This is a genomic window from Lentzea cavernae (genome assembly GCF_014653695.1).
In the GTDB taxonomy this organism is placed as follows: Bacteria; Actinomycetota; Actinomycetes; order Mycobacteriales; family Pseudonocardiaceae; genus Lentzea; species Lentzea cavernae.
This window is the reverse complement of sequence record NZ_BNAR01000021.1, coordinates 37386-58000: the sequence shown is the minus strand read 5'-3', so window position 1 is coordinate 58000 and position 20615 is coordinate 37386. Positions and strand designations below refer to the sequence as shown.

Annotated in this window: 24 protein-coding genes; 12 read left to right on the top strand and 12 right to left on the bottom strand. The window is 71.0% G+C overall.

Annotation, left to right across the window (positions count from 1 at the left end):
* Positions 1 to 35: 35 nt before the first annotated feature.
* Complete coding sequence (fabG, locus tag IE307_RS40650) at positions 36 to 740, bottom strand: beta-ketoacyl-ACP reductase (protein ID WP_191304820.1); 705 nt, start codon at positions 738 to 740, stop codon at positions 36 to 38.
* Positions 741 to 848: 108 nt separating this feature from the next.
* Here fabG and IE307_RS40645 point away from each other — a divergent pair, with 108 nt between their 5' ends.
* The 5 genes from IE307_RS40645 to IE307_RS40625 all read left to right on the top strand — a co-directional run bounded on the left by IE307_RS40645 (position 849) and on the right by IE307_RS40625 (position 6846).
* Positions 849 to 3422: an FAD-binding and (Fe-S)-binding domain-containing protein gene (locus tag IE307_RS40645; RefSeq protein ID WP_191304819.1), complete on the top strand. Its 2574-nt coding sequence runs from the start codon at positions 849 to 851 to the stop codon at positions 3420 to 3422.
* 69 nt (positions 3423 to 3491) lie between these two features.
* The gene (locus IE307_RS40640; protein WP_191304818.1) at positions 3492 to 4151 is read left to right on the top strand and encodes a response regulator transcription factor; all 660 of its coding nucleotides are present in this window, start codon (positions 3492 to 3494) and stop codon (positions 4149 to 4151) included.
* A complete protein-coding gene (locus IE307_RS40635) occupies positions 4152 to 5456 on the top strand; it encodes a sensor histidine kinase (protein ID WP_191304817.1) in 1305 nt (434 codons plus the stop codon).
* Positions 5453 to 6316, top strand: coding sequence for a TAXI family TRAP transporter solute-binding subunit (locus tag IE307_RS40630; protein ID WP_191304816.1), 864 nt, complete (start codon positions 5453 to 5455; stop codon positions 6314 to 6316). The genes IE307_RS40635 and IE307_RS40630 overlap by 4 nt, the downstream gene beginning before the upstream one ends.
* Entirely contained in the window at positions 6313 to 6846 is a 534-nt protein-coding gene (locus IE307_RS40625; RefSeq protein WP_191304815.1) for a dihydrofolate reductase family protein, read from the top strand. Before IE307_RS40630 ends, IE307_RS40625 begins: the two co-directional genes overlap by 4 nt.
* On the opposite strand, the gene IE307_RS40620 is transcribed toward IE307_RS40625, so the two are convergent.
* From IE307_RS40620 to IE307_RS40600, 5 genes are all read right to left on the bottom strand, one after another.
* Positions 6831 to 7796, bottom strand: coding sequence for a VWA domain-containing protein (locus IE307_RS40620; protein WP_191304814.1), 966 nt, complete (start codon positions 7794 to 7796; stop codon positions 6831 to 6833). The genes IE307_RS40625 and IE307_RS40620 overlap by 16 nt on opposite strands.
* Positions 7793 to 8674: a DUF58 domain-containing protein gene (locus IE307_RS40615; RefSeq protein ID WP_191304878.1), complete on the bottom strand. Its 882-nt coding sequence runs from the start codon at positions 8672 to 8674 to the stop codon at positions 7793 to 7795. The genes IE307_RS40620 and IE307_RS40615 overlap by 4 nt, the downstream gene beginning before the upstream one ends.
* Positions 8675 to 8733: 59 nt before the next feature.
* Positions 8734 to 9783, bottom strand: coding sequence for an AAA family ATPase (locus IE307_RS40610; RefSeq protein WP_191304813.1), 1050 nt, complete (start codon positions 9781 to 9783; stop codon positions 8734 to 8736).
* 61 nt (positions 9784 to 9844) lie between these two features.
* A complete protein-coding gene (gene mobA, locus IE307_RS40605; RefSeq protein WP_191304812.1) occupies positions 9845 to 10375 on the bottom strand; it encodes a molybdenum cofactor guanylyltransferase in 531 nt (176 codons plus the stop codon).
* Entirely contained in the window at positions 10372 to 11055 is a 684-nt protein-coding gene (locus IE307_RS40600) for a TetR/AcrR family transcriptional regulator (RefSeq protein ID WP_191304811.1), read from the bottom strand. The genes mobA and IE307_RS40600 overlap by 4 nt, the downstream gene beginning before the upstream one ends.
* Positions 11056 to 11132: 77 nt before the next feature.
* Between IE307_RS40600 and IE307_RS40595 the strand changes: the two genes are divergently transcribed.
* Both IE307_RS40595 and IE307_RS40590 read left to right on the top strand, forming a co-directional pair.
* Positions 11133 to 12041 carry an ATP-binding cassette domain-containing protein gene (locus IE307_RS40595; RefSeq protein WP_191304810.1) on the top strand — a complete coding sequence of 303 codons (909 nt, stop codon included), beginning with the start codon at positions 11133 to 11135 and terminating at the stop codon, positions 12039 to 12041.
* The gene (locus IE307_RS40590; protein WP_191304809.1) at positions 12038 to 12781 is read left to right on the top strand and encodes an ABC transporter permease; all 744 of its coding nucleotides are present in this window, start codon (positions 12038 to 12040) and stop codon (positions 12779 to 12781) included. The genes IE307_RS40595 and IE307_RS40590 overlap by 4 nt, the downstream gene beginning before the upstream one ends.
* Here IE307_RS40590 and IE307_RS40585 read toward each other — a convergent pair.
* Positions 12768 to 13640 (bottom strand): aldo/keto reductase, encoded by an 873-nt coding sequence (locus IE307_RS40585; protein ID WP_191304808.1) that lies wholly within the window; start codon positions 13638 to 13640, stop codon positions 12768 to 12770. The two genes, IE307_RS40590 and IE307_RS40585, sit on opposite strands and share 14 nt — an antisense overlap.
* Positions 13641 to 13667: 27 nt before the next feature.
* Here IE307_RS40585 and IE307_RS40580 point away from each other — a divergent pair, with 27 nt between their 5' ends.
* Positions 13668 to 14009: a DUF2203 domain-containing protein gene (locus tag IE307_RS40580; RefSeq protein WP_191304807.1), complete on the top strand. Its 342-nt coding sequence runs from the start codon at positions 13668 to 13670 to the stop codon at positions 14007 to 14009.
* Here the strand turns inward: IE307_RS40580 and IE307_RS40575 are convergent.
* Entirely contained in the window at positions 14006 to 14902 is an 897-nt protein-coding gene (locus IE307_RS40575; protein ID WP_191304806.1) for a hypothetical protein, read from the bottom strand. The two genes, IE307_RS40580 and IE307_RS40575, sit on opposite strands and share 4 nt — an antisense overlap.
* A gap of 90 nt (positions 14903 to 14992) precedes the next feature.
* On the opposite strand from IE307_RS40575, the gene IE307_RS40570 reads away from it, so the two are divergent.
* The 3 genes from IE307_RS40570 (at position 14993) to IE307_RS40560 (ending at position 17071) form a co-directional block, all read left to right on the top strand.
* On the top strand, positions 14993 to 15541 hold the full coding sequence (locus IE307_RS40570) for a cysteine hydrolase family protein (RefSeq protein WP_191304805.1): 549 nt from the start codon (positions 14993 to 14995) through the stop codon (positions 15539 to 15541).
* The gene (locus tag IE307_RS40565; RefSeq protein ID WP_191304804.1) at positions 15538 to 16440 is read left to right on the top strand and encodes a GlxA family transcriptional regulator; all 903 of its coding nucleotides are present in this window, start codon (positions 15538 to 15540) and stop codon (positions 16438 to 16440) included. Before IE307_RS40570 ends, IE307_RS40565 begins: the two co-directional genes overlap by 4 nt.
* A 73-nt stretch (positions 16441 to 16513) precedes the next feature.
* Positions 16514 to 17071 carry an isochorismatase family protein gene (locus IE307_RS40560; RefSeq protein ID WP_191304803.1) on the top strand — a complete coding sequence of 186 codons (558 nt, stop codon included), beginning with the start codon at positions 16514 to 16516 and terminating at the stop codon, positions 17069 to 17071.
* Here IE307_RS40560 and IE307_RS40555 read toward each other — a convergent pair.
* Genes IE307_RS40555 through IE307_RS40545 form a run of 3 tightly spaced genes read right to left on the bottom strand, consistent with a single transcriptional unit; the run spans position 17058 to position 18615 of the window.
* The gene (locus tag IE307_RS40555; protein ID WP_191304802.1) at positions 17058 to 17447 is read right to left on the bottom strand and encodes a hypothetical protein; all 390 of its coding nucleotides are present in this window, start codon (positions 17445 to 17447) and stop codon (positions 17058 to 17060) included. The genes IE307_RS40560 and IE307_RS40555 overlap by 14 nt on opposite strands.
* On the bottom strand, positions 17444 to 18085 hold the full coding sequence (locus tag IE307_RS40550) for a Rossmann-fold NAD(P)-binding domain-containing protein (protein ID WP_191304801.1): 642 nt from the start codon (positions 18083 to 18085) through the stop codon (positions 17444 to 17446). The genes IE307_RS40555 and IE307_RS40550 overlap by 4 nt, the downstream gene beginning before the upstream one ends.
* Positions 18082 to 18615, bottom strand: a complete 534-nt coding sequence (locus tag IE307_RS40545) for a TetR/AcrR family transcriptional regulator (RefSeq protein ID WP_191304800.1) — start codon at positions 18613 to 18615, stop codon at positions 18082 to 18084. Before IE307_RS40545 ends, IE307_RS40550 begins: the two co-directional genes overlap by 4 nt.
* A 47-nt stretch (positions 18616 to 18662) precedes the next feature.
* On the opposite strand from IE307_RS40545, the gene IE307_RS40540 reads away from it, so the two are divergent.
* Entirely contained in the window at positions 18663 to 19163 is a 501-nt protein-coding gene (locus IE307_RS40540) for a GNAT family N-acetyltransferase (protein ID WP_191304799.1), read from the top strand.
* Here IE307_RS40540 and IE307_RS40535 read toward each other — a convergent pair.
* Complete coding sequence (locus tag IE307_RS40535) at positions 19135 to 20448, bottom strand: NlpC/P60 family protein (RefSeq protein ID WP_229905548.1); 1314 nt, start codon at positions 20446 to 20448, stop codon at positions 19135 to 19137. The two genes, IE307_RS40540 and IE307_RS40535, sit on opposite strands and share 29 nt — an antisense overlap.
* Positions 20449 to 20615: the final 167 nt, after the last annotated feature.

Sequence of the window (20615 nt, the reverse complement as noted above, 5' to 3'; positions counted from 1 at the left end):
GATCCAACCCTTTCGCAGTAAGGAAGTTCAGAAAATCAGTGGCCCATGCCGAGGCCGCCGTCGACCGGCAGCACGGCGCCGTTGACGTAGCCGGACTCGTTCGCCGCGAGGAACGTGACGGCGCGCGCGATCTCCTCGGCCGCGCCGTAGCGGGCGGCGGGGATCTGCTTGAGCGCGGCGTCGCGGACGGCCTCGGGCAGTTCGGCGGTCATGTCCGTGGTGATGAAGCCCGGCGCGACGACGTTCGCGGTGATGTTGCGCGAGCCCAGTTCCAGCGCGATCGAGCGCGCCATGCCGACCATGCCCGCCTTGGACGCCGCGTAGTTGACCTGACCGGCACCGCCGGTGAGGCCCACGACCGACGAGATGAACACGATGCGGCCGAACTTCTTGCGCAGCATGCCGCGGGAGGCGCGCTGGGCGAACCGGAACGCACCGGTCAGGTTCGCGTCGACGACCGACGTGAACTGCTCCTCGCTCATGCGCAGCAGCAGCGTGTCCTGCGTCATGCCCGCGTTGCAGACGAGGACCTCGACGGGACCGTGCGCGGCCTCGACCTCGGTGAACGCGGCGTCGATCTCCTCCGAGTTCGTCACGTCGCACTTCACGCCGAGCAGGCCTTCGGGAGCGCCGGACCCGCGGTGCGTCACCGCGACCTTGTCGCCCTGCGCCGCGAACGCCTGCGCGATGGCGAGGCCGATGCCGCGGTTGCCTCCGGTGACCAGAACGGACCGACTCACTAGCTCTCCCTGCAATCGCCGCTGGTTGACCGGGTGAGGTTATCGGCTACCGGCAGGTAGACCGGCATCGGCGGAGCCATGTCACATCCATCCGGGCATGATCGGGTGATGCGGGCCTTTCTCGATCAGCTCCGGCGCGATGTGGACGGGGACGTCCTGGACGACCCGGCGAGCCGCGCGCTGTACTCGGCGGACGCGTCGAACTACCGGCACGTGCCGCGTGTGGTCGTCCGTCCACGCACGACGGACGCCGTGGTCGCGGCCGTCGGGCTGGCCGCCGAGCACCGCGTGCCGATCACCAGTCGCGGCGCGGGAACGTCCATCGCGGGCAACGCGTGCGGCACCGGCCTGGTGATCGACTTCAGCCGGTACCTGAACGGGTTCGAGATCTCCGGCGACCGGGCGTTCGCCCAGCCCGGCGCCGTGCTCGACAAGATCAACGCCCAGGCCGGCGAGTACCTCTTCGGCCCCGACCCGTCCACGCACTCGCGTTGCACGATCGGCGGGATGATCGGCAACAACGCGTGTGGCGCGCACTCGGTGAAGTGGGGCAAGACCAGTGAGAACGTCACGAACCTGAGCGTGCTCACGGCCGATGGCCGCACGTTCGACACCACCAGTCCCCCGCCCCTGGACCTCCCGTCGTACGACCCGGCGTGGTTCCCGCAGCTCGCGCGCCGGGTCAGCGGGTACGCGCTGGACGCCCCGACGCTGACCCAGCAGCTCGTCGGCACCGAGGGCACGTGCGTGGTGCTGCTGGGCGCGGAGCTGAAGCTGGTGCGCAGGCCGGAGCGCCGCGTCCTGGTCGTGCTCGGCTTCGCGGACACCTACGAGGCCGCCGACCAGGTCACCCAGATCGAGGACGCGCTCGCGATCGAGGGCCTGAACGAGGCGCTGGTGCACAGCGTCAAGACCCGTCCCGACCTGCCTGAAGGCCGCAGCTGGCTGTTCGTCGAGGTCGAGGACCACCCCGAACGCGTCGCCCGGCTCTCGAAGAACTCGATGATCATCCACGACCCCGTGCACCAGCGGGCGCTGTGGCGGATCCGCGAGGACGGCGCCGGCCTGGCCACCCGCATGGCCGACGGCAGCGAGGCCTGGTCGGGCTGGGAGGACTCGGCCGTCCCGCCGGAGCGCCTCGGCACGTACCTGCGCGAGTTCGACCAGTTGCTGACCCGCTACGGCCGCCGCGGCATCACCTACGGCCACTACGGCGAGGGGTGCATCCACGTCCGCATCGACTTCGACCTGGCGAACGGCTACCGCGAGTTCCTGCAGGACGCCGCCGACCTGGTCGTGGGCCACGGCGGCAGCCTCTCCGGCGAGCACGGCGACGGCCAGGCGCGGTCCGAGCTGCTCAGCCGCATGTACCCGCCCGAGGCCATCAGGGCGTTCGGTGAGTTCAAGCGCGCCTTCGACCCCGGCAACCTGCTCAACCCGGGCCGGATCGTGCAACCGCTGAAGCTCGACGACGACCTGCGCGTCCTCGTGGCGCCACCGAAGATCCCGACCCGCGCGGAGTTCGCGAGCGACACGCGGCGGTGCGTGGGCGTCGGCAAGTGCCTGAACACGCACGGCGGCGTGATGTGCCCGAGCTACCGCGTCACCCGCGAGGAGAAGCACTCCACCCGAGGCCGCGCGCACCTGCTGTTCGAGATGCTCAACGGCGACGTCGTCAAGGGCGGCTGGCGCTCCCCCGAGGTGGCCGAGGCGCTGGACCTCTGCCTGGGGTGCAAGGGCTGCAAGCGCGACTGCCCGGTCGACGTCGACATGGCGAGCTACAAGGCCGAGTTCCTGCACGAGCACTACAAACGACGCCTGCGCCCCCGCTCGCACTACGCCATGGGCTGGCTGCCGACGTGGCTGAAGTACGGCCTCGTCAACAGGTTCACGGCGAAACTCGGCCGGTTCGCCGGCCTCACCCCGGAACGCCCCCTGCCGACGCAGACCACCCGCCTCGTCCGCCAGCTGCACCCGCTGGGCGAGGGCACCCCGGTGCTGCTGTTCCCCGACACGTTCACGAACCACTTCGAGCCGGGCATCGGCCTCGACGCCGCGAACGTCCTGGCACACCTGGGAAACCGCGTCGAGGTGCCGTCCGCGAACGTCTGCTGTGGACTGACCTGGCACTCGACCGGCCAGCTGGCCAAGGCCCGCCGCGTCATCGAACGCACCGCGCGCGCCCTCCTCCCGTGGACGAGCAAGGGCGTCCCGGTGATCGGCCTCGAACCGAGCTGCACCGCGTTCCTGCGCGCCGAGGCCCCGAAACTCTCGGACGACCCGGCCGTACGAGCGCTGGCGCGAGCCACCCGCACGTTCGCCGAACACGTCGCCCCGAAGCTCCCGTCCCTGGACGGCGAGCGCGAGGCCGTCGTGCAGACCCACTGCCACCAGTACGCCGAACTCGGCTTCGCCCCGGACCGCGAGGCCATGGCCAGGGCGGGCCTCAAGCCGAAGGTCGTCGAGGGCTGCTGCGGCCTCGCCGGCAACTTCGGCTTCGAGAAGGGCCACTACGACGTCTCGATCGCGTGCGCGGAACAGGACCTGCTGCCGGCGTTGCGGGACAACGAGGACGCGCTGGTGATCGCGGACGGGTTCAGCTGCCGCACACAGATCCGCCACACGACCGAACGGCGACCCGTCCACCTGGCGAGCGCGCTCGCCGCCCGGCTGGGCCTTTGAGGCTTATTTACACTCACTTAAGCGCGTCAACACCCCCGCGAAACGTCCACCATGACCGATACTGCTCGAATGCGGGTGCTGTTGGTCGAAGACGACGACGGTGTCGCGAACGCCCTGGTGGAGGCACTGCGGGCGAACGGGCACCGGCCTTCCCGCGTGCGCAGGGGCTCCGACGCGCTGATCGCCCACCGCGACGCCGACGTGGTGCTGCTCGACCTGGGCCTGCCCGACCAGGACGGGCTGGAGGTGCTGCGCAAGCTCCGCAAGATCGATCCGGTGCCGGTGCTCGTGCTGACGGCCCGCGGGGACGAGCGCACGGTCGTCAGGGGTCTCAGGCTCGGGGCGGACGACTACCTGGTGAAGCCGGTGCGGCTGGCCGAGCTCCTCGCCCGGATCGACGCGGTGGCACGCAGGAGTGCGGCGCGTCAGCAGGAGCCGGACGACGTGGTGCGGGTGTCCGATGTGGAGATCGACCTGCAGAGCCGGCAGGTGCTGGTGGGTGGTCGGGAGATCTCGTTGACCACCAAGGAGTTCGACGTCCTGGCGGTGCTGGCGCGCAGGCCCGGGACGGCGGTGAGCCGGCAGCAGTTGATGGACGAGGTGTGGGGCAACGCGTTCGTGGCGGTGTCGCGGACGCTCGACGTGCACCTCACGCAGTTGCGCGCCAAGCTCGACCGGCCCGGGTTGCTGCACACGATCCGCGGTTTCGGTTACCGGCTCGGTGAATAGATGCGGCGACGGCTTCTGTTGGTGTTGCTGCTGTTCTCGCTCTCGGCCGTCACGGCGTTCGCGTTTCCGTTGCTGATGAGCACGGCCTCGGAGCGCACTCAGCAGTTCGTGATCAGCCGCACCGCGGACCTCGACCGGTTCGCCACGTTGCCCGGTGACGTCGTGGCGTCCGAGGCGGAGCGGTACGCGGAGGTCTACGGCGAGGAGATCGTGGTCGTCGACGCGGCGGGCACGCCGATCGTCGAGTCGGGCATGACGGCCGGGGACGTGTCCGCGCAGATCGACGCGGCGCTGCGCAACCAGCCCGCCAGGCCCGCCCCGACCGTGTTGCCGTGGAGTGGCGGTGACGTGTTGTTCGCGCGGCCCGTCGGGATCGGCACGAAGGTGGCGGGCGCCGTGGTGCTGCGGGCCTCGACCCGTGTGGCGGCGCTCGACGTGGCGCGGCGGTGGGCTCTCGTGCTGGCGGGGGCGTTGCTGGCGGCCTGCGCGTGCGTGCTGCTGGCGTTGGTCGTGGCGCGGTGGTTGCTCAGGCCGCTCAAGGAACTCGACCGGGGTGTGCGCGCGGTGGCGGAGGGGCAGCGGCGCACGCACGTCGCCGACACCGCCGGGCCGGCTGAGCTGCGGGCGTTGTCGGAGTCGTTCAACCGCATGTCCGACGCGGTCGCGGAGGCCGCGGACCAGCAGAGACGGCTGATCGCCGACGCCTCGCACCAGTTGCGCAACCCCATGGCCGCGCTGCGGCTGCGGGTCGACATGCTGCCGTCCAACGGGTCGTTGCTGACCGAGGTCGAGCGCCTGGAGTCGTTGCTGGACGGGCTTCTCGCCCTGGCCTCGGCCGAGAGCACCGCCACCGAACGCGCCGCGGGCGGCGTGGAGCCCGAACTGGCCGACCTGCAGGTCGTGGCGCACGACCGGGTCGACGCGTGGCGGGCGGCGGCTCAGGCGGAAGGCGTCACGATCACGGTCGACGACCGGGCTCCCGGTCTCGTGCAGTGCGCCGTGTCGGACCTCGCGCAGGTGCTGGACGTGTTGCTGGACAACGCCATCAGGTACGGCGCCTCGGAGGTCGCCGTGGTCTGCGACCGCGCGACGCTGACCGTGCGGGACAACGGGCCGGGCTTGTCCAAAAAGGACATCAAGCACGCGACCGAACGGTTCTGGCGCGGCGACGACACGCGCCGGGGAACGGGACTGGGACTGGCGATCGCGGAGAGGATCGTCACCGCGCACAACGGAAAGCTGAAGCTGCACACCGACGGCGGACTGGTGGCGACCGTCGAGCTGCCGAAGGAGCCGCTGCTGTGAAGCGCAGGACCTTCCTCCTCGGCGCACTGGCCCTCACCGCGTGCGGCACCGGCGAGCCGTCCGGCACGATCCGGATCGCGGGCGGCGAACCCGGCGGTTTCTACAACGACTTCGCCGCCCTGATCTCGCGGCTGGCCCCCGGCCCTCTGACCATCACGCCGCTCCAGACCGGCGGCAGCGCCGACAACCTCAAGCACCTGCGCGAGGGCACCGCCGACATAGGCCTGTCGCTGAGCGACAGCGCCCACATGGAACCCGGACTCGTCGCGCTGGGCCGCGTCTACGAGAACTACCTGCAGCTCGTGGTCCTGAAGTCCTCGCCCTACAGGACAGCGGCCGACCTGATCGGCAAGCCGGTGTCGCTGGGCGCGGACGGGTCCGGCGCCGCACTGCAGGGCTCCCGGCTCGCGCTGGGCGTGCAGGAGGAGCACTACCCGTTGCGCAACGCCATCGACGCGTTGAAGGCGGGCGAGATCGCCGCCCTGCTGTGGTCCGGTGGCGTGCCGACCCCGGAGCTCGACAAGGCCAGCGGCATCAGGCTGCTGCCGCTCGACGGTTTCCTGCCGAGGCTGCGGCAGGACTACGGCAAGGTCTACGAACGGGTGGACGTCCGCATGGGCGTCTACGGCTCCCCCGTCGACACCCCCACGATCGGCACGCCGAACCTCATCGTGTGCCGGCCGGACCTGAGCGCCGAGTACGCGGGCGCCGTGGTGCGGCTGCTCGTGGGCAGGGCCGCCGAGCTGGTGCCGGACCAGGCGCTCGGCACCCAGTACCTCGACGTGCGGAGCCTGATCGACACGGGCAAGGTGCCGTTGCACCCCGGTGCCGCGGCGGAGTACAGGAGACTGCACGGATGATCATCACGATGGCGTCGATCTCGCTCGACGGGTTCTTCGAGGGCCCGGACCACGACATCAGCTGGCACCACGTCGACGACGAGATGCACGAGCACTTCAACGCCGGGCTCGCCCGCATGAGCCGGTTCATCGACGGCCGCCGCAACCACGAGACGATGCTCGAGGCGTGGCCGCACACCGACGAGCACCCCGAGTGGCCCAAGCCCATGCACGACTTCGGGCGGATCTGGCGGGAGATGCCGAAGATCGTCTACTCGCGGACGCTCGAGACCACCGAGTGGAACACCGAGGTCAAGCGCGAGGTCGACCCGGACGAGATCAGGGCGCTGCCCGGCGACAGCATGGTCGGTGGCGCGCAGCTGGTCGGGTCGTTCTTCGAGCACGACCTGATCGACGAGGTCCGCCTCTACCTCAACCCCGTCGCGATCGGCGGTGGGACACCGTTCTTCAAGAAGCCGAACGCCCTGGCGCTCAAGAGCACCAGGGCGTTCGGCATCGGTGTCGTGGAGCTGGTCTACGGGAGGCGTTGACCCAGCAGCAGAGCGGCGGCGGCCGCGAACATGGCCGTCAGCGTGCCGAGCAGCAGCCACGGCTTCGACGCGTCCGCCTGCTTCTTCTCGTAGCCGATCTGCTCGCCGAGCGTGTCGTAGACGCGCTTGAGCTCCTCGGCGGAGGCGGCCTTGAAGAACTCGCCGCCGGAGATCTTCGCGATCTCCTTCATCGAGTCGTCGTCGACGGGCACGGACTGCTGCCGCCCCTCGATGTCGACCACGCCGTCCTCGGTGCCGAAGGAGATCGTGGAGATCGGGGTCCCGGCCTTCTTCGCGTCCTCGGCCGCGTCGAACGCCTTGCGGGTGCCCACGGTCTCCTTGCCGTCCGTCATCAGCACGATGCGGGCGGGCGGGGGGCCCTCGGCGCCGCCGACGACCTTGCCGAACGAGTCGATCGACGCCATCGCGGCCACCAGCGCGTCGCCGGTCGCGGTCGACTGGGCGAGCTTGAGCCCGTCGATCGACTGCGTGACGGCGGCGCGGTCCGTCGTCGGCGCGACCAGTACGGTGGCCGAACCGGCGAACGAGATCAGGCCCAGGTTGATGCCCGGCGTGAGGCCCTCGGCGAACGACTTGGCGGCCACCTGCGCGGCCTCCAGCCTCGACGGCTTGACGTCCGTGGCCTTCATCGACAGCGACACGTCGACCACCAGCATCACGGTCGCCCGGTTGCGCGGGACCCGCTGCTCGGCGGTCGGCCCGGCCAGCGCCACCGTCAGCAGCGCGAGCCCGGCCAGCAGCAGCGCCGCCGGGACGTGGCGCGACCAGCGTTCCCGTTTGGGCGCGACCTTCTCCAGCAGCTCCAGGTTCGTGAACCGCAGCACCCGCTTGCGCCGCATCCGCTGCACGACCACGTACGCGGCGGCGAGCACCGCGACGCCCACCAGCAGCAGGAACCACCACGGGGCGACGAAGTTCGAGAAGCTCATGCGACACCCCCGGACCAGCGGCGCTTGCGCGCCACCACGAAACGAACCGTGTCCGCGATCCAGTCGGAGTCGGTCCGCAGCACCAGGTGCCCGGCACCGGCGCGCCGCAGCCCCGCCGCCACCTCGGCCCTGTGCTCCGCGGCCGCGGCGTTGAACTCCTTGCGCAGCAACGCGGACGCGGTCACCTCGCGCTGCCGCCCGCTCTCCGGGTCGGACAGCACGACGGTGCCGACCTCGGGCAGGTCGACGTCACGCGGGTCGACGACCTCGATGGCCACGATGTCGTGGCGCGCGGACAGGGCGCGCAACGGCCGTTGCCACTCCATGCCGCCGAGGAAGTCGGAGATCACGACGATCAGGCCGCGCCGGCGCGGTGGCCTGCGCAGCTGTTCCAGCAACGCCGCCAGGTCGCCTCGGGTGCCCTCGGGCGCCCGGTCGATCTCCGCGATCTTGCGGATCATGCCGCGGGCGTGCGCCAGACCGCCGCGCGCCGGGATGCGGACGTTGTCGGCCCCCGTGGAGACCGCGGCGCCGATCCGGTTGCCGCCGCCGCGCGTCAGGTGCGCGACCGCGGCCGTCGCGGCGATGGCCAGGTCGCGCTTCTCGCAGGCCGCCGTGCCGAAGTCGAGCGACGGCGACAGGTCGATCGCGACCCACGTCTCCAGCTCGCGGTCGGCGACCGTCTCACGGATGTGCGGGATCGTCGTGCGCGCCGTGACCGCCCAGTCCATCCGGCGCACGTCGTCGCCGGGCTGGTAGGTGCGCGCCTCGCCCGGTTCGGTGCCCGGCCCCGGCACGAGGCCGAGGTGGTTGCCCTGCAGCAGACCGTCGAGACGGCGCCGGACCTCGAGCTCCAGCATGCGCAGCGCGGCCTCCATCCGGACACCGCGCAGGACGGGCGGCGCCCAGGACGGGCGCTCTTCTTCCTTGTCCCTGCTCACGGCCTACCAGCCGGAACCGGCTGCTGCGGACGGGCCGACACCTGCGGCAACGGCACGATCTGCAGCACGCGCGTGATGATGTGGTCGATCGGCACCCCGTCGGCCAGCGCGTCGTAGGAGAGCACCAGGCGGTGGCGCAGCACGTCCGGAACGACGTCCACGACGTCCTGCGGCAGCACGTAGTCACGGCCGCGCACAAGCGCGAGACCACGCGCGGCGGCGATGATGCCGAGCGACGCACGCGGCGAGGCGCCGTAGGCGACCCAGCCGGCGACGTCGGTGAGGCCGTGCTCGCCCGGCGCGCGGGTCGCGATCACGAGGCGCACCACGTAGTCGACGAGAGCGTGGTGGACGAAGACGCGCGACGCCACGCCCTGCAGGCGCACCAGTTCCTCCGGCGAGAGGACCTGGTTCGGCGTGGGCGCCTCGACGCCCATGCGGTAGACGATCTCGCGCTCTTCCTCGGCCGTGGGGTACTCGACCTGGATCTTGAACAGGAACCGGTCGCGCTGCGCCTCGGGCAGCGGGTACACGCCCTCGTTCTCGATCGGGTTCTGCGTCGCCAGCACGAGGAACGGGTTCGGCATCGGGAACGTGCGGCCACCGATGGACACGTGCCGCTCGGCCATGACCTCGAGCATCGCCGACTGCACCTTGGCGGGCGCGCGGTTGATCTCGTCGGCGAGCACGAAGTTCGCGACGACGGGACCGAGCTCGACGTCGAACGTCTCGGTGGACTGGCGGTAGATGCGGGTGCCGAGGATGTCGGCGGGCACCAGGTCGGGCGTGAACTGCACGCGCGAGAACGAGCCGCCGACCACGCGGGCGAACGTCTCGACGGCGAGCGTCTTCGCGACACCCGGCACGCCTTCGAGCAGCAGGTGGCCCTTGGCCAGCAGACCCACGAGCATCCGCTCGACGAGCCGGTCCTGGCCGACGATCACCCGCTTCACCTCGAACACGGTGCGTTCGAGCAGCTGGGCGTCACGAGCCGGGGTGACGGGCGCCGATGCGTTCGGCGTTGCCTCGGCGGCGGGCTCGGTCACGTGCGGGCCTCCATGCGGAACAGGGTTTACCGATCGTTGAACAGTCTTACTCCCCGCCTGTTCAACCGCTGTGAAGGGTGTCCAGGTCGGCGGGCGTGTCGACGTCCTGCGCCTCACCGGGCAAAGCGGACACTTCGACGGGGTCGAGCCGCAGCAGGGTCTTGCGCAAAGGTAGGTCCCGCGGGTCTTCGGGGAGGGCTTCGCGCAGCTCAGCGGCGTTCCAGTAGCCGATCAGCCACTGCACGCGGTCGTCCTTGAGCACGGCGTTGCGACCCGCCGCGCGCAGCCTCGCGATCGTGCCGGCGGTGAGTCCGGGCTGATCCACGGCGAGCACCGCGACCCACTCCTCGGTGACCTTCGCGAGCCCGGCGGCCAGTCCGGCGAGCGGCCCACCGCCCGGCGGGTCCTCGCGGGCCCAGACGACGCCTGGAAGATCCTTCTCCGGTCCCACAACGACCTTCTGGGCCGCATCATCCACAACGGACAGCACGTGGTCGAGCAGCGTCACGTCCCGAAAGGACAGTGCGGCCTTGTCGACGCCGCCGAGCCGCTCGCCCCTGCCGCCGGTCAGGACGATCACCGCGTACGTCACCGCCTGCCCCCGATGTGCGTCGCGATGCCCTCGAGGAACAGGTGCAGGCCGAAGTCGAACTCGGCGGCCACGTCCTCGGCCTCGAACAGGTCGTCCTCGTCGAAGACGCCGGCCGCGACGATCTTCGCGAGCGCGGGCATCCGGCGCGGGTCGACGATCTCGCGCAACCTCTGCCCGTACTGGCGGGTGAACTGCGCCGGGTCCTCCTCGAAACCCTGCTGCAGCGTCACGGTCAGCCACGCCTCACCGTGCACGAACGTCATGAGGCCCATCACGACGCCGACCTTCTCCCCCGGCTCCAGCGGCGTGCCCTCGAGCGCGCCCAGCGCACTGTCGAACCACGCGAGGCTCTTGAGGCCGGTCGGCGGGCCGTTCAGGGGGATCTGCAGGAACCACGGGCGCCTGTGGATGCCCGCGAGCATCTCCTTCGCCCAGACCCCGAGCTTGTCGCGCCAGTCGCCGTCCTCCAGGAGCGGCGGTTCCTCGAACGCGGCGTCCGCCATCAACGCGAGCAGCTCGTCCTTGCTCTTCACGTGGCGGTAGAGCGCCATCGTGGCGTTGCCCATCTCCTGCGCGACGCGCGCCATCGACACGGCCGCGAGCCCTTCGGCGTCCGCGATCGCGATGGCGGCGCGCGTGATGTCGGCGGCGTCGATGGTCGGTTTCCGCCCCCTTTTCATACCCCCTAGTCAAACAGATGCGTATGACATACGCTCATTCAGGTTTTGCGTATGATGTACGCATAAAAGGGGGTTCCATGATCGTCGAGACAGAGGGTCTGACGAAGAGGTACGGGTCGCAGGTGGTGCTGACGGGCCTCGACCTGAAGGTGGCGGAGGGGTCGGTGCTCGCGTTGCTCGGGCCGAACGGCGCCGGCAAGACCACCACGATCCGCATCCTCAGCACGCTGACCAGGCCCGATGGCGGGACGGCTCGCGTGTGCGGGTTCGACGTGGTGCGCGAGGCCGGCGCGGTGCGCGGCGCGATCAGCCTGACCGGGCAGTACGCGGCGGTGGACGAGGAGCAGACCGGGCGCGAGAACCTGGTCATGATCGCCCGCCTGCGCGGCCTCACCAGGCCGGCGTCCCGGTCGCGGGCCACCGCCCTGCTGGAGCGGTTCGACCTGGCCGACGCCGCGGGCAGGCGGGTGCGCACCTACTCCGGCGGCATGCGCCGGCGCCTGGACCTGGCGATGAGCCTGGTGACACCGCCGCGGCTGCTGTTCCTGGACGAGCCGACCACCGGCCTCGACCCGGTGAGCCGCACGACCATGTGGGACGCGATCGGCGACCTGGTGCGCGACGGGGTGACGATCTTCCTCACCACCCAGTACCTGGAGGAGGCCGATCGCCTCGCCGACCGGATCCTGGTGCTGCACAACGGGGGCGTCGTCGCGGACGGCACCGCGGACGCGTTGAAGAACTCGGTCGGCGGCACCCGCCTCGACCTGACCTTCGCGAGCGTCGAGGACGCGCGGCGCGCGGAGGCCGCGGTCGGCGGGGTGGCCGACGGTCCGGTGCTGAGCCTGCCCTCCGACGGCAGCGCCGCGCACCTGCACCGCGTGCTGGACGACCTGCGGGGGGCGCGGGCCGGGGTCCTGCGGGTGTCCACGCACCGGCCGACCCTGGACGACGTCTTCACCTCGTTGACGGCGGTGGCCGCATGACCGCCTCGGTGACGATGATCGGCCGCAGCATCCGGCTGAGCCGCCGCAACCTCGACGTCGTGATCATGGCGATCGTGTTGCCGGTGCTGATGATGTTGTTGTTCGTGTACGTGTTCGGCGGCGCTATTAGCGCGGTCGAGTCCTACGTCAACTACGTGGTGCCCGGCATCCTCGTGCTGTGCACCGGCTACGGCGCCACGTCCACCGCGATGTCCGTGGCCGACGACATGAAGAAGGGCGTGGTCGACCGGTTCCGGTCGATGCCGATCAGCAGCTTCTCCGTGCTGACCGGCCACGTCGCCGCCTCGGTCGCCCGCAACGCGCTGGCGACGTTCGCCGTCGTGCTCGTCGCGCTGCTGATGGGCTTCCGGCCCTCGGCGTCACCGGGCGCCTGGTTGCTGGCGATGGGCCTGCTGCTGCTCTACGTGCTGGCGCTGTCGTGGCTCGCGGCGGGCTTCGGCGTGATCGCGGGCAGCGTCGAGTCGGCGAGCCTGCTCGGGTTCTTCATGCTGTTCATCCCGTACCTGAGCAGCGCTTTCGTGCCGGTGGCGACCATGCCTTCGTTCCTGCGCGCCGTCAGCGAGCACCAGCCGATCACGCCGGTGATCGAGACCGTGCGCGCCCTGCTGACCGACCGGCCCGTCACCTCGGGGTGGCTCGCGCTCGCGTGGTCGGGCGGTCTGCTGGTCGTGGCGTTCGGCTGGGCCACCTGGTTGTTCGGCCGGATCAGCCGCCGCTGAGGTGGGCCGCGTCGAGGCGGGTGAGCTCCTCCGGGGTGAGCCGGATGTCGCCCGCCTCGACGTTCTGCCGCAGGTGCTCCGGATCGCCCGTGCCGGGGATGACCAGCACGTGCGGCCCTCTCGCCAGCGTCCACGCGAGCCGGATCTGCGCGGACGAGGCGCCGCGGGCGCGGGCGATCTCGGTGACCTCGTCGTTCTCGGCCGACGTGCCGGCCTCCTGGTTCGCACCGGCGAGCGCGAAGAACGGCACGAACGCGACGCCCCGCTCCGCGCAGATGCCCAGGAACTCGTCCTGCTCGAGGTGGTGCCCGAGCCCGTAGGAGTTCTGCACGCACACCACGGGCCCGATCCGCTGCGCCTGGTCGAGGTGGTGCGGCTTCACGTTGGACAGGCCGAGGTGCCGCACCAGCCCCGCCCGCTGGAGCTCCACCAGCGCCGCGAAGTGCTCGCTGACGTCGTCCAGCCCGCTCACCCGCAGGTTGGCGACGTCGAGGTGGTCGCGGCCGAGCTGCCGCAGGTTCTCCTCGACCTGGCCCCTGAGCTCTCGCGGGGTCGCGAGCGGCAGCCACTCGCCCTGAGGCGTGCGGCCGGGACCGACCTTGGTGGTGATCACCAGGTCGTCCGGGTACGGCGAGAGCGCGCTGTTGATCAGCTCGTTGGCCGAGCGCGTGGCGGAGAAGTAGAAGGCGGCGGTGTCGATGTGGTCGACCCCGAGCTCGACGGCCCTGCGCAGCACCGCGATCGCCTGGTCGCGGTCACGCGGTTCGGCGCCGCGGTCGAACGCCGTGCCCCGCTGCGGCAGCCGCATGGCGCCGAACCCGATCCGGTGCACGGTGAGGTCACCCAGTCGCCACGTCATTCCGTCCACTGTGCCAGCCTTGGCCCCGTGGGACTGTTCACGCTCGACGAGGCCCGGACCGAACTCGCGCGGCTCCTGCCCGTGCTGGACGAGATCGTGCGCCTGCGCGCCGACGCCGCCGAACTGGCCGCCGGCGGGTCGTCGCTCGGCGGGCTGCCGGAGTTCAAGGCCGCGCAGGCCCGGCTCGACGAGCTGATGGAGTCCGTGCAGAAGACCGGGGCCGAGCTCAAGGGCTTCGCCCCGCTGCTCGTGGACTTCCCGTCGGAGAGGGACGGCGAGCCGGTGCTGCTGTGCTGGCTCGAAGGCGACCGCGAGCTGACCTGGTACCACCGCAGGGACCTGGGCTTCGCCGGCCGCCGCCCGCTCTAGCGTGGCGCGAGGAAGCCCGCGACCAGCAGGACGCCGACGAGCCCCGCGATCAGGCCGAGCGCCACGAGGTGGTGCTTCGCGGTGGTGCGGCCGGGCATGCGGTGCAGGATGATCCCGGCGGCCACGGTCAGGACGCCCGCGATCGGCGTGAGGGCGCGCCACGCCTTGTCCCACGTGAACGGCAGGTAGTCGTCCGCGCCGTACAGCGACAGGATGAGCGCGGGCAGACCGAGTCCGGCGGCGGCCGCGGCGGCGAGCGTGTTGAACCGTTGCTGCGCCTCGCCCTCCTGCGCGACGGCGAACGTGGAGACGCTGCTGAGCAACGACTGCAGCCGGGTGACCTCGTCGCCGAGCCCGGCGTCCACGGCCTCGCAGTGCCGCAGGACGAGCGTCGTGAAACGCCCTTCGCGCAGGGCCTCCTGCGCCAGGTCGCGGGCGCGGCTCACCGCCATCGACAGCTCCACGAGCTGGGCCATGAGCATCCGCAGGGCGGTGTTCCGGCGCTGGGCCAGCAGGTCGGCGATCTCGCGTTCCATCTCGTAGCGCAGGCCGCGCAGCTCCGCGACCGCGTCGCGCGACCCCTCCACGAGGGCCTTGGCGATCGTGAGCGCCTTCTCCCGTTCCCCGACGCGCTGCGCCGGCCGGTCGAGCGTCCCGGCCAGGTCCTCGGGCGACCAGGTGCTGCGGCGCCAGCCCTGCGCGTCGCTCCACGCCGCCCGGATCACGACCTCGACGCTGTCCCCGTCCGTGCGCGCCTCCCCCACGAGGATCTTGCGGTGCTCGCCGGAGGTGATCCGCAGGAACGGCACCGCCGCCCCGCCGAGCCGGCCCTCGCCCAGGGTGACCTCTGCGCCCAGGTCCGGGTCCGCGGGGTTCCCCGCCAGGATGCGCATGTCCGCGATCTTCGCACGGTGACCGGATCCGTCCGCTCCTCGGCCGGGTCGTGCCTGGTGCGCCCCCGCGGGGCCCGCGAGGCTGGAGGCATGAAGCGAGCATTGATCGTCATCGACGCGCAGGAGTCGTTCCGCCAGCGCCCCAACTGGGCCGAGGTCTCCAACCCCGGCGTCGTGGACAAGGTGAACCAGCTGGTCGACCTGACCCGCGACGCCGGTGACCTGGTCGTGTGGGTGCTGCACTCCGAACCCGGCTCCGGTGACGTGTTCGACCCCGCGCTCGGGCACGTGCGGCTGATCGACGGGCTCAAGCCGCTCGACGACGAGCCCGTGCTGACCAAGACCGCGCACAACGCGTTCACCACGACGAACCTGCAGCAGACGCTGACCCAGCGCGGTGTGCGGGAGCTGCTGATCAGCGGCATCCGCACCGAGCAGTGCTGCGAGACGACGACGCGGGTCGGGTCGGACCTCGGGTTCGACATGACGTTCGTGACCGACGCGACCGCCACCACGCCGCTGCCGCACTGGCGGACCGGAAAGGTGCTCGGCGTCGAGGAGGTCATCGAGCGGACGGAGTACGTCCTGGCCGGTCGGTTCGCGCGGATCTCGGATGTCGCTACGCTGACCGGATCGTGACCAGAGTCGTCTTCCTGCTCGTGCCGGGACTGCACCTGCTCGACCTCGCGGGGCCGGCGCAGGTGTTCTCCAGCGCCGCCGACCTCGTGGGCGGCTACGCCCTGTCCTACGTGGGCGACACGGACACCGTGCTCAGTCATCAGGGCGTGCCGCTGGGCGCCTCGCGAGAGCTGCCCTCTCTCGAGGTGGACGACCTCGTGTTCGTGCCGGGGTGGCGGTCGCCCAGGATCGTGGGAACCGGGCACCTGAGCGACCGTGCGTTGGCGTGGCTGCGCGCGCACCACGACAACGGTGGCACGGTCGCGAGTGTGTGCGCGGGCGCGGATGCGTTGGGACGGGCCGGTTTGCTCGACGGACGGCGCTGCACCACGCACCACGAACTGCAGGAGGAGCTCGAACGGCGCTACCCGGCCGCACAGGTCGTGCACGACGTCTTGTTCGTGGAGGACAACAGGGTCGTGACGTCCGCGGGCATCGCGAGCGGTATCGACCTCGCGTTGCACCTCGTCGCCGTGCGCCACGGACCCACCGTCGCCGCCGCGATCGCACGCACGATGGTCATCTACGCGCGCAGGAACGGCGACGACCAGCAAGCGAGCGTGCTGCTGCGGCACCGCTCGCACATCAACGAGACCGTGCACCGCGTTCAGGACGTCATCGAGTCACGGCTCGCCGACCGCCTCTCGCTCGCGGAGTTGGCGGGGCACGCCGGTTGCAGCGAACGGACAGTGACCCGGTTGTTCGGCCGTGCGACGGGCATGACGCCGTTGAAGTACCAGCAGGCGTTGCGCGTCGAACGGGCCGAACACCTCATCGGGCAGGGCGCCACGGTCGAGACCGCCGCGCGCAACGTCGGTTTCGAGGACGCCCGCATGCTGCGCCGGTTGCGTTCACGCTGAGCCGCACGCGTGCGGCCGTCCACAGTCGACCGAACACCCTTGCGGGCCACCGGACGCCGCCTAAGCTGGCCGCGTGACCACTCTGGCGAACCGCCCCAACACCGCGTTGCTCGTGATCGACGTGCAGAACGGCGTGGTGGACCACGCCCACAACCGCGACGAGGTGGTCGCCAACGTCGCCACCCTGGTCGACAAGGCGCGTGCGGCCGGTGTCGACGTCGTGTGGGTGCAGCACAGCAACGCCGAGCACATGCCGAAGGAGTCCGACGGCTGGAAGTTCGTGCCCGAGCTGAAGCTCGCCGACGGCGAACCGGTGGTGCACAAGACCTACGCCGACTCGTTCGAGGCGACCGACCTCGAAGAAGTGCTGGCGGGCAAGGGGATCGGCAGCCTCGTGGTGTCCGGCGCGCAGACCGACGAGTGCATCCGCTCGACCCTGCACGGCGCCATCGCGCGCGGCTACGACGCCCGGCTCGTCAGCGACGCGCACACCACAGAGGACCAGTCGGAGTGGGGCGCGCCGACCCCGGACAAGGTCATCGCGCACACGAACCTCTACTGGGAGCACCACACCGCGCCGGGCCGCACGGCGGGCGTCGTGACGACCGAGGACGCGTTCAAGCCCGCGTGACGAGGTGCCGGCTCGGCAGGTAGTCGATCTTCCAGTCCTCGTAGACGCCTGCCAGGCCGCACTGCAGACACCGCAGCCCGACGGTCAGCCAGCGCACCTCGCCGTCCTGACCGCACGACGACCCGAGTGCGGCGGCGAACTCCTCGCCGCCGCACGTGCACGCGCACTCCTCAGCGTCGTCGGAGTCCCAGTGCTCGTCGGAGTCACCGATGAACTCCGCGAGCCCACAGCCGAGACACGTCCGGCGCATGGCCTGGTCCTCGGTCACCTGCACCGTGAACCCCGTGCCGCCGCATCCGCCGCACACCGACTCGACGACGTGCGTGACCTCGTAGCCGTCTTCCTGGTACTCGCGGATCGCCTCGTCGAGCGTCATCCGGCCACCCGGTTGATCTCGTCGCTGCGCAGGACCCGGTCGGCGTGCGCGCCCTTGGCCAGCGCCACCATCGCGCGGCCGAGGAGCTCGGTCGTCGTGACGAACTTCGGCGCCACCTTCCGCAGCACCGGGAAGAGCCACGAGGACCACGAGTAGAGGTAGCGGTAGATGCGGGTGCGCGACGTGATCCCGTGCCGCGGCTGGATGAAGCCCGGCCGCACCACGAACACCGGCCGGTCGAGCGCCAGCAGCTCGTTCTCCGTGCGCCCCTTCACCCGCGCCCACATCGTCTTGCTGTCAGCGCCGGCTCCCTCGCCGGAGACGTACACATAGGTGCCGCCGACGACCCGTGCGGCCTCAAGCGCGTAGTCGTGCGTCACGGGCGTGTACTCGGCTTCGGACAGACCCGCCGACGTGACGCCCATGCAGTAGAAGCACGCGTCGGCGTCAGCCAGTTCCGCGGCGACCGGCGACAGGTCGCCGAAGTCGGCGTGCACGACGTGCCGCAGCTTGGGGTCGGTCACGGCCGACGGTGAACGCCCCACGGTCACGACGGAGTCCACCGCGGGGTCGAGCAGGGCCTCGCGCAACGCGCCCTGTCCCACCATCCCGGACGCACCGAAAATCACGATCTTCACGTCGTGAGGCTAGTCCTCAACGCCGCGGTGATGCGTTCACCGTCACCGGTGGCCAGCAGGTCCAGCAACGCTCCCCGCAGCAACGCGAGCTCACGCGTGCGCAACGCCAGTCCGGCAGCGGTGTCGCGAACACCCTCGGGCTGAGCGGCGCGCAACACCTCCAGCCAGTCCTCCACGGTCGCGCGCGCGAAGCCCGCCCACGGTCCGTCGGGCTCCACGAGAGAGCGCGCGTAGGCCTCCAGCCACAACGTCAGCAACGGCCGGTGCGCCGGTGCGGCCAGCCAGTCCCACAACCGCGCCACCACGCCGGGCCCGGTGCCGATGTCGGCGAGCAGTGCCAGCTCGTCCGCGCGTGCTCGCGCCAGCAATGCTTTGACCAGGCCTTCCTTGCTGCCGAACAGGTAGAGCAGCACGCGGGTGCTCGACCCGATGGCCGCCGCCAGCGGGCGCAGCGACACGTCCGCCAGGCCGTGGGTGAGCACGTACCGGTAGGCGGCTTCGAGCAGTTCGGTCTCCCGGGCGGACGGCATGGCGCTAGTCTCGCACTACTGAAACACTCGTGTCAGTGGAGGCGACCATGCTGATCCGCCCGCTCGGCCGGCCCGGCGACCTGGGCTGGGTGGTCCAGGCGCACGGCGAGCTCTACGCGGCCGAACTCGGCTGGGACACGTCGTTCGAGGCGCTGGTCGCCAAGATCGTCGGCGACTACGCGGCCGACCACGACACCGCGAGAGAGGGCGCGTGGATCGCCGAACTCGACGGCCGACGCGTCGGATGCGTCTTCTGCGTTCGCGAGGACGACACGACGGCGAAGCTGCGCGTGCTGCTCGTGCATCCCGACGCGCGTGGCCACGGAGCGGGCAACGAACTCGTCAGCACGTGCGTCGAGTTCGCCCGGAACGCCGGTTACGACCGCATGGTGTTGTGGACGGTCGACGGCCTCGCGTCAGCCCGGAAGATCTATGAGGCGCACGGGTTCGAGCTGGCCGAGGAGACGCCGCAGCACAGCTTCGGCCACGACGTCGTCGGCCAGCTCTGGGCCCGGGAACTCAGAGCATCCGGGTCACGTACGGCATGATGCCGCCGTACCGCACCGGCGAAATCCGCACCACAGCACCGGAATGCGGTGCTTCCACCATCATCCCGCCGCCCAGGTACAGCGCCACGTGCGTGCCGCCGCCCGGTCCCCAGAAGATCATGTCGCCGGGGGCCATCTGCGACAGCGGCACCTTGCGGCCGGAGTTGTACTGGTAGCCGCTGTAGTGCGGCAGGTACACGCCAGCGCCCGCGAAGGCGTACATCATCAGGCCCGAGCAGTCGAAGCCGATCTTGCGGTAGTCGCCGAACGAGTCGGCCACGCCGCCGTCGCGCACGCCGTAGGTCGGGCCGTTGTGGTTGCCACCGCCCCACGCGTAGATGACGCCGCGCTGGGCCAGCGCCCGGTTGATCACGGTCTGCACGCGGTTGCCGGACGGCGCGGGAGCCGACGCGACCGGGCGGGGCGCCTGGGCCTGCGGCTTGGGCGCGGCCGCGGCAGCCGCGGCGGCCGCACGGCGGGCGTTCTCCTCTTCCTCGCGCCTCTTCGCCTCGGTCCACTGGTCGTACTGCTGGCGCTGGGCCTCGAGCCCACCGACCGCGCTGCGCGCCGCCGCGAGCTCGCGTTCGACGGCGTCCTTGTCGGACTGCAGCGCCTCGGTGGCGGCGGCCTGCGTCGAGTGCGCCTCTACGGCCGCCTGCTGGGCCTGTTCGGCGACCTTCTTGGCCTCGTCGGCGGCGGCCTGCTTCGTCTCCGCCTTCTTCAGGGCGGCGCGGGCGGCGGAGTCGAGGTTCGCGGCGGTGCCCTGGTCTCGGGTCACCTGCTCCAGCCGGTTCAGGCTGGACGCGGACACCGCCTCCAGCATCTGGGCGCGGGCCAGCAGGTCCTCCGGCGACTTGGCGCCGATGTAGGCGGAGAACGACCCGACGGTCGTGCCCTGCGAGTAGGAGGCGGCCGCGAACTCGTCCAGCGCGCGACGGCTCTCCTCCACGGCGGCGGAGGCCGCGTCGGCCTGCACGCGTGCGTCGGCCGCCTCGCGACGGGCGGCCTCGGCCTCGGAGATCGCCGTCTCGAGGTCGACGCGGGCCTTGTTGGCGAGCTCGCGCTTGTAGGAGACCTCGTCCATCAGCTCCTGCAGGCGCGACTCGGCCTGTGTGAGCCGGCCGGTCAGCTCGCCGACGCGAGCGGCCTTGGCGTCCGCTTCCGCGCGGGACGCGGAGATCTCCGAGTCACTGGGGTTCGGCGGAGGAGGCGGCACGGCGGCGGCGGTCCCCGTGAGGACGGCCGTCATCATCAACACCACCACGGCGGAGAGTCGTGTCAACACAGTGCATCACCTCCGACCGAATTAGACCAATCAGACGCATGTGGCGCATCTGGAACTCACGCACCGTCAACCACACGTGTCACAGTGGACCACGGTCGGTGGTCCTTTTGGGACGATCGAAGTCCGGCGTGTCGCCGGTATGGACGAACCCCGCTCGCCGTGTCGCG

What these genes read in the sequence shown, in the direction of transcription:
- IE307_RS40585 (WP_191304808.1), bottom strand. Translation starts at nt 13,640, where the DNA reads ATGACGTGGCGACTGGGTGACCTCACCGTGCACCGGATCGGGTTCGGC.
- IE307_RS40595 (WP_191304810.1), top strand. Translation starts at nt 11,133, where the DNA reads ATGATCGTCGAGACAGAGGGTCTGACGAAGAGGTACGGGTCGCAGGTG.
- IE307_RS40615 (WP_191304878.1), bottom strand. Translation starts at nt 8,674, where the DNA reads ATGGAGGCCGCGCTGCGCATGCTGGAGCTCGAGGTCCGGCGCCGTCTC.
- IE307_RS40570 (WP_191304805.1), top strand. Translation starts at nt 14,993, where the DNA reads ATGAAGCGAGCATTGATCGTCATCGACGCGCAGGAGTCGTTCCGCCAG.
- IE307_RS40600 (WP_191304811.1), bottom strand. Translation starts at nt 11,055, where the DNA reads ATGAAAAGGGGGCGGAAACCGACCATCGACGCCGCCGACATCACGCGC.
- IE307_RS40645 (WP_191304819.1), top strand. Translation starts at nt 849, where the DNA reads ATGCGGGCCTTTCTCGATCAGCTCCGGCGCGATGTGGACGGGGACGTC.
- IE307_RS40545 (WP_191304800.1), bottom strand. Translation starts at nt 18,615, where the DNA reads ATGCCGTCCGCCCGGGAGACCGAACTGCTCGAAGCCGCCTACCGGTAC.
- IE307_RS40620 (WP_191304814.1), bottom strand. Translation starts at nt 7,796, where the DNA reads ATGAGCTTCTCGAACTTCGTCGCCCCGTGGTGGTTCCTGCTGCTGGTG.
- IE307_RS40555 (WP_191304802.1), bottom strand. Translation starts at nt 17,447, where the DNA reads ATGACGCTCGACGAGGCGATCCGCGAGTACCAGGAAGACGGCTACGAG.
- IE307_RS40575 (WP_191304806.1), bottom strand. Translation starts at nt 14,902, where the DNA reads ATGCGCATCCTGGCGGGGAACCCCGCGGACCCGGACCTGGGCGCAGAG.
- IE307_RS40540 (WP_191304799.1), top strand. Translation starts at nt 18,663, where the DNA reads ATGCTGATCCGCCCGCTCGGCCGGCCCGGCGACCTGGGCTGGGTGGTC.
- IE307_RS40635 (WP_191304817.1), top strand. Translation starts at nt 4,152, where the DNA reads ATGCGGCGACGGCTTCTGTTGGTGTTGCTGCTGTTCTCGCTCTCGGCC.
- IE307_RS40625 (WP_191304815.1), top strand. Translation starts at nt 6,313, where the DNA reads ATGATCATCACGATGGCGTCGATCTCGCTCGACGGGTTCTTCGAGGGC.
- IE307_RS40590 (WP_191304809.1), top strand. Translation starts at nt 12,038, where the DNA reads ATGACCGCCTCGGTGACGATGATCGGCCGCAGCATCCGGCTGAGCCGC.
- IE307_RS40640 (WP_191304818.1), top strand. Translation starts at nt 3,492, where the DNA reads ATGCGGGTGCTGTTGGTCGAAGACGACGACGGTGTCGCGAACGCCCTG.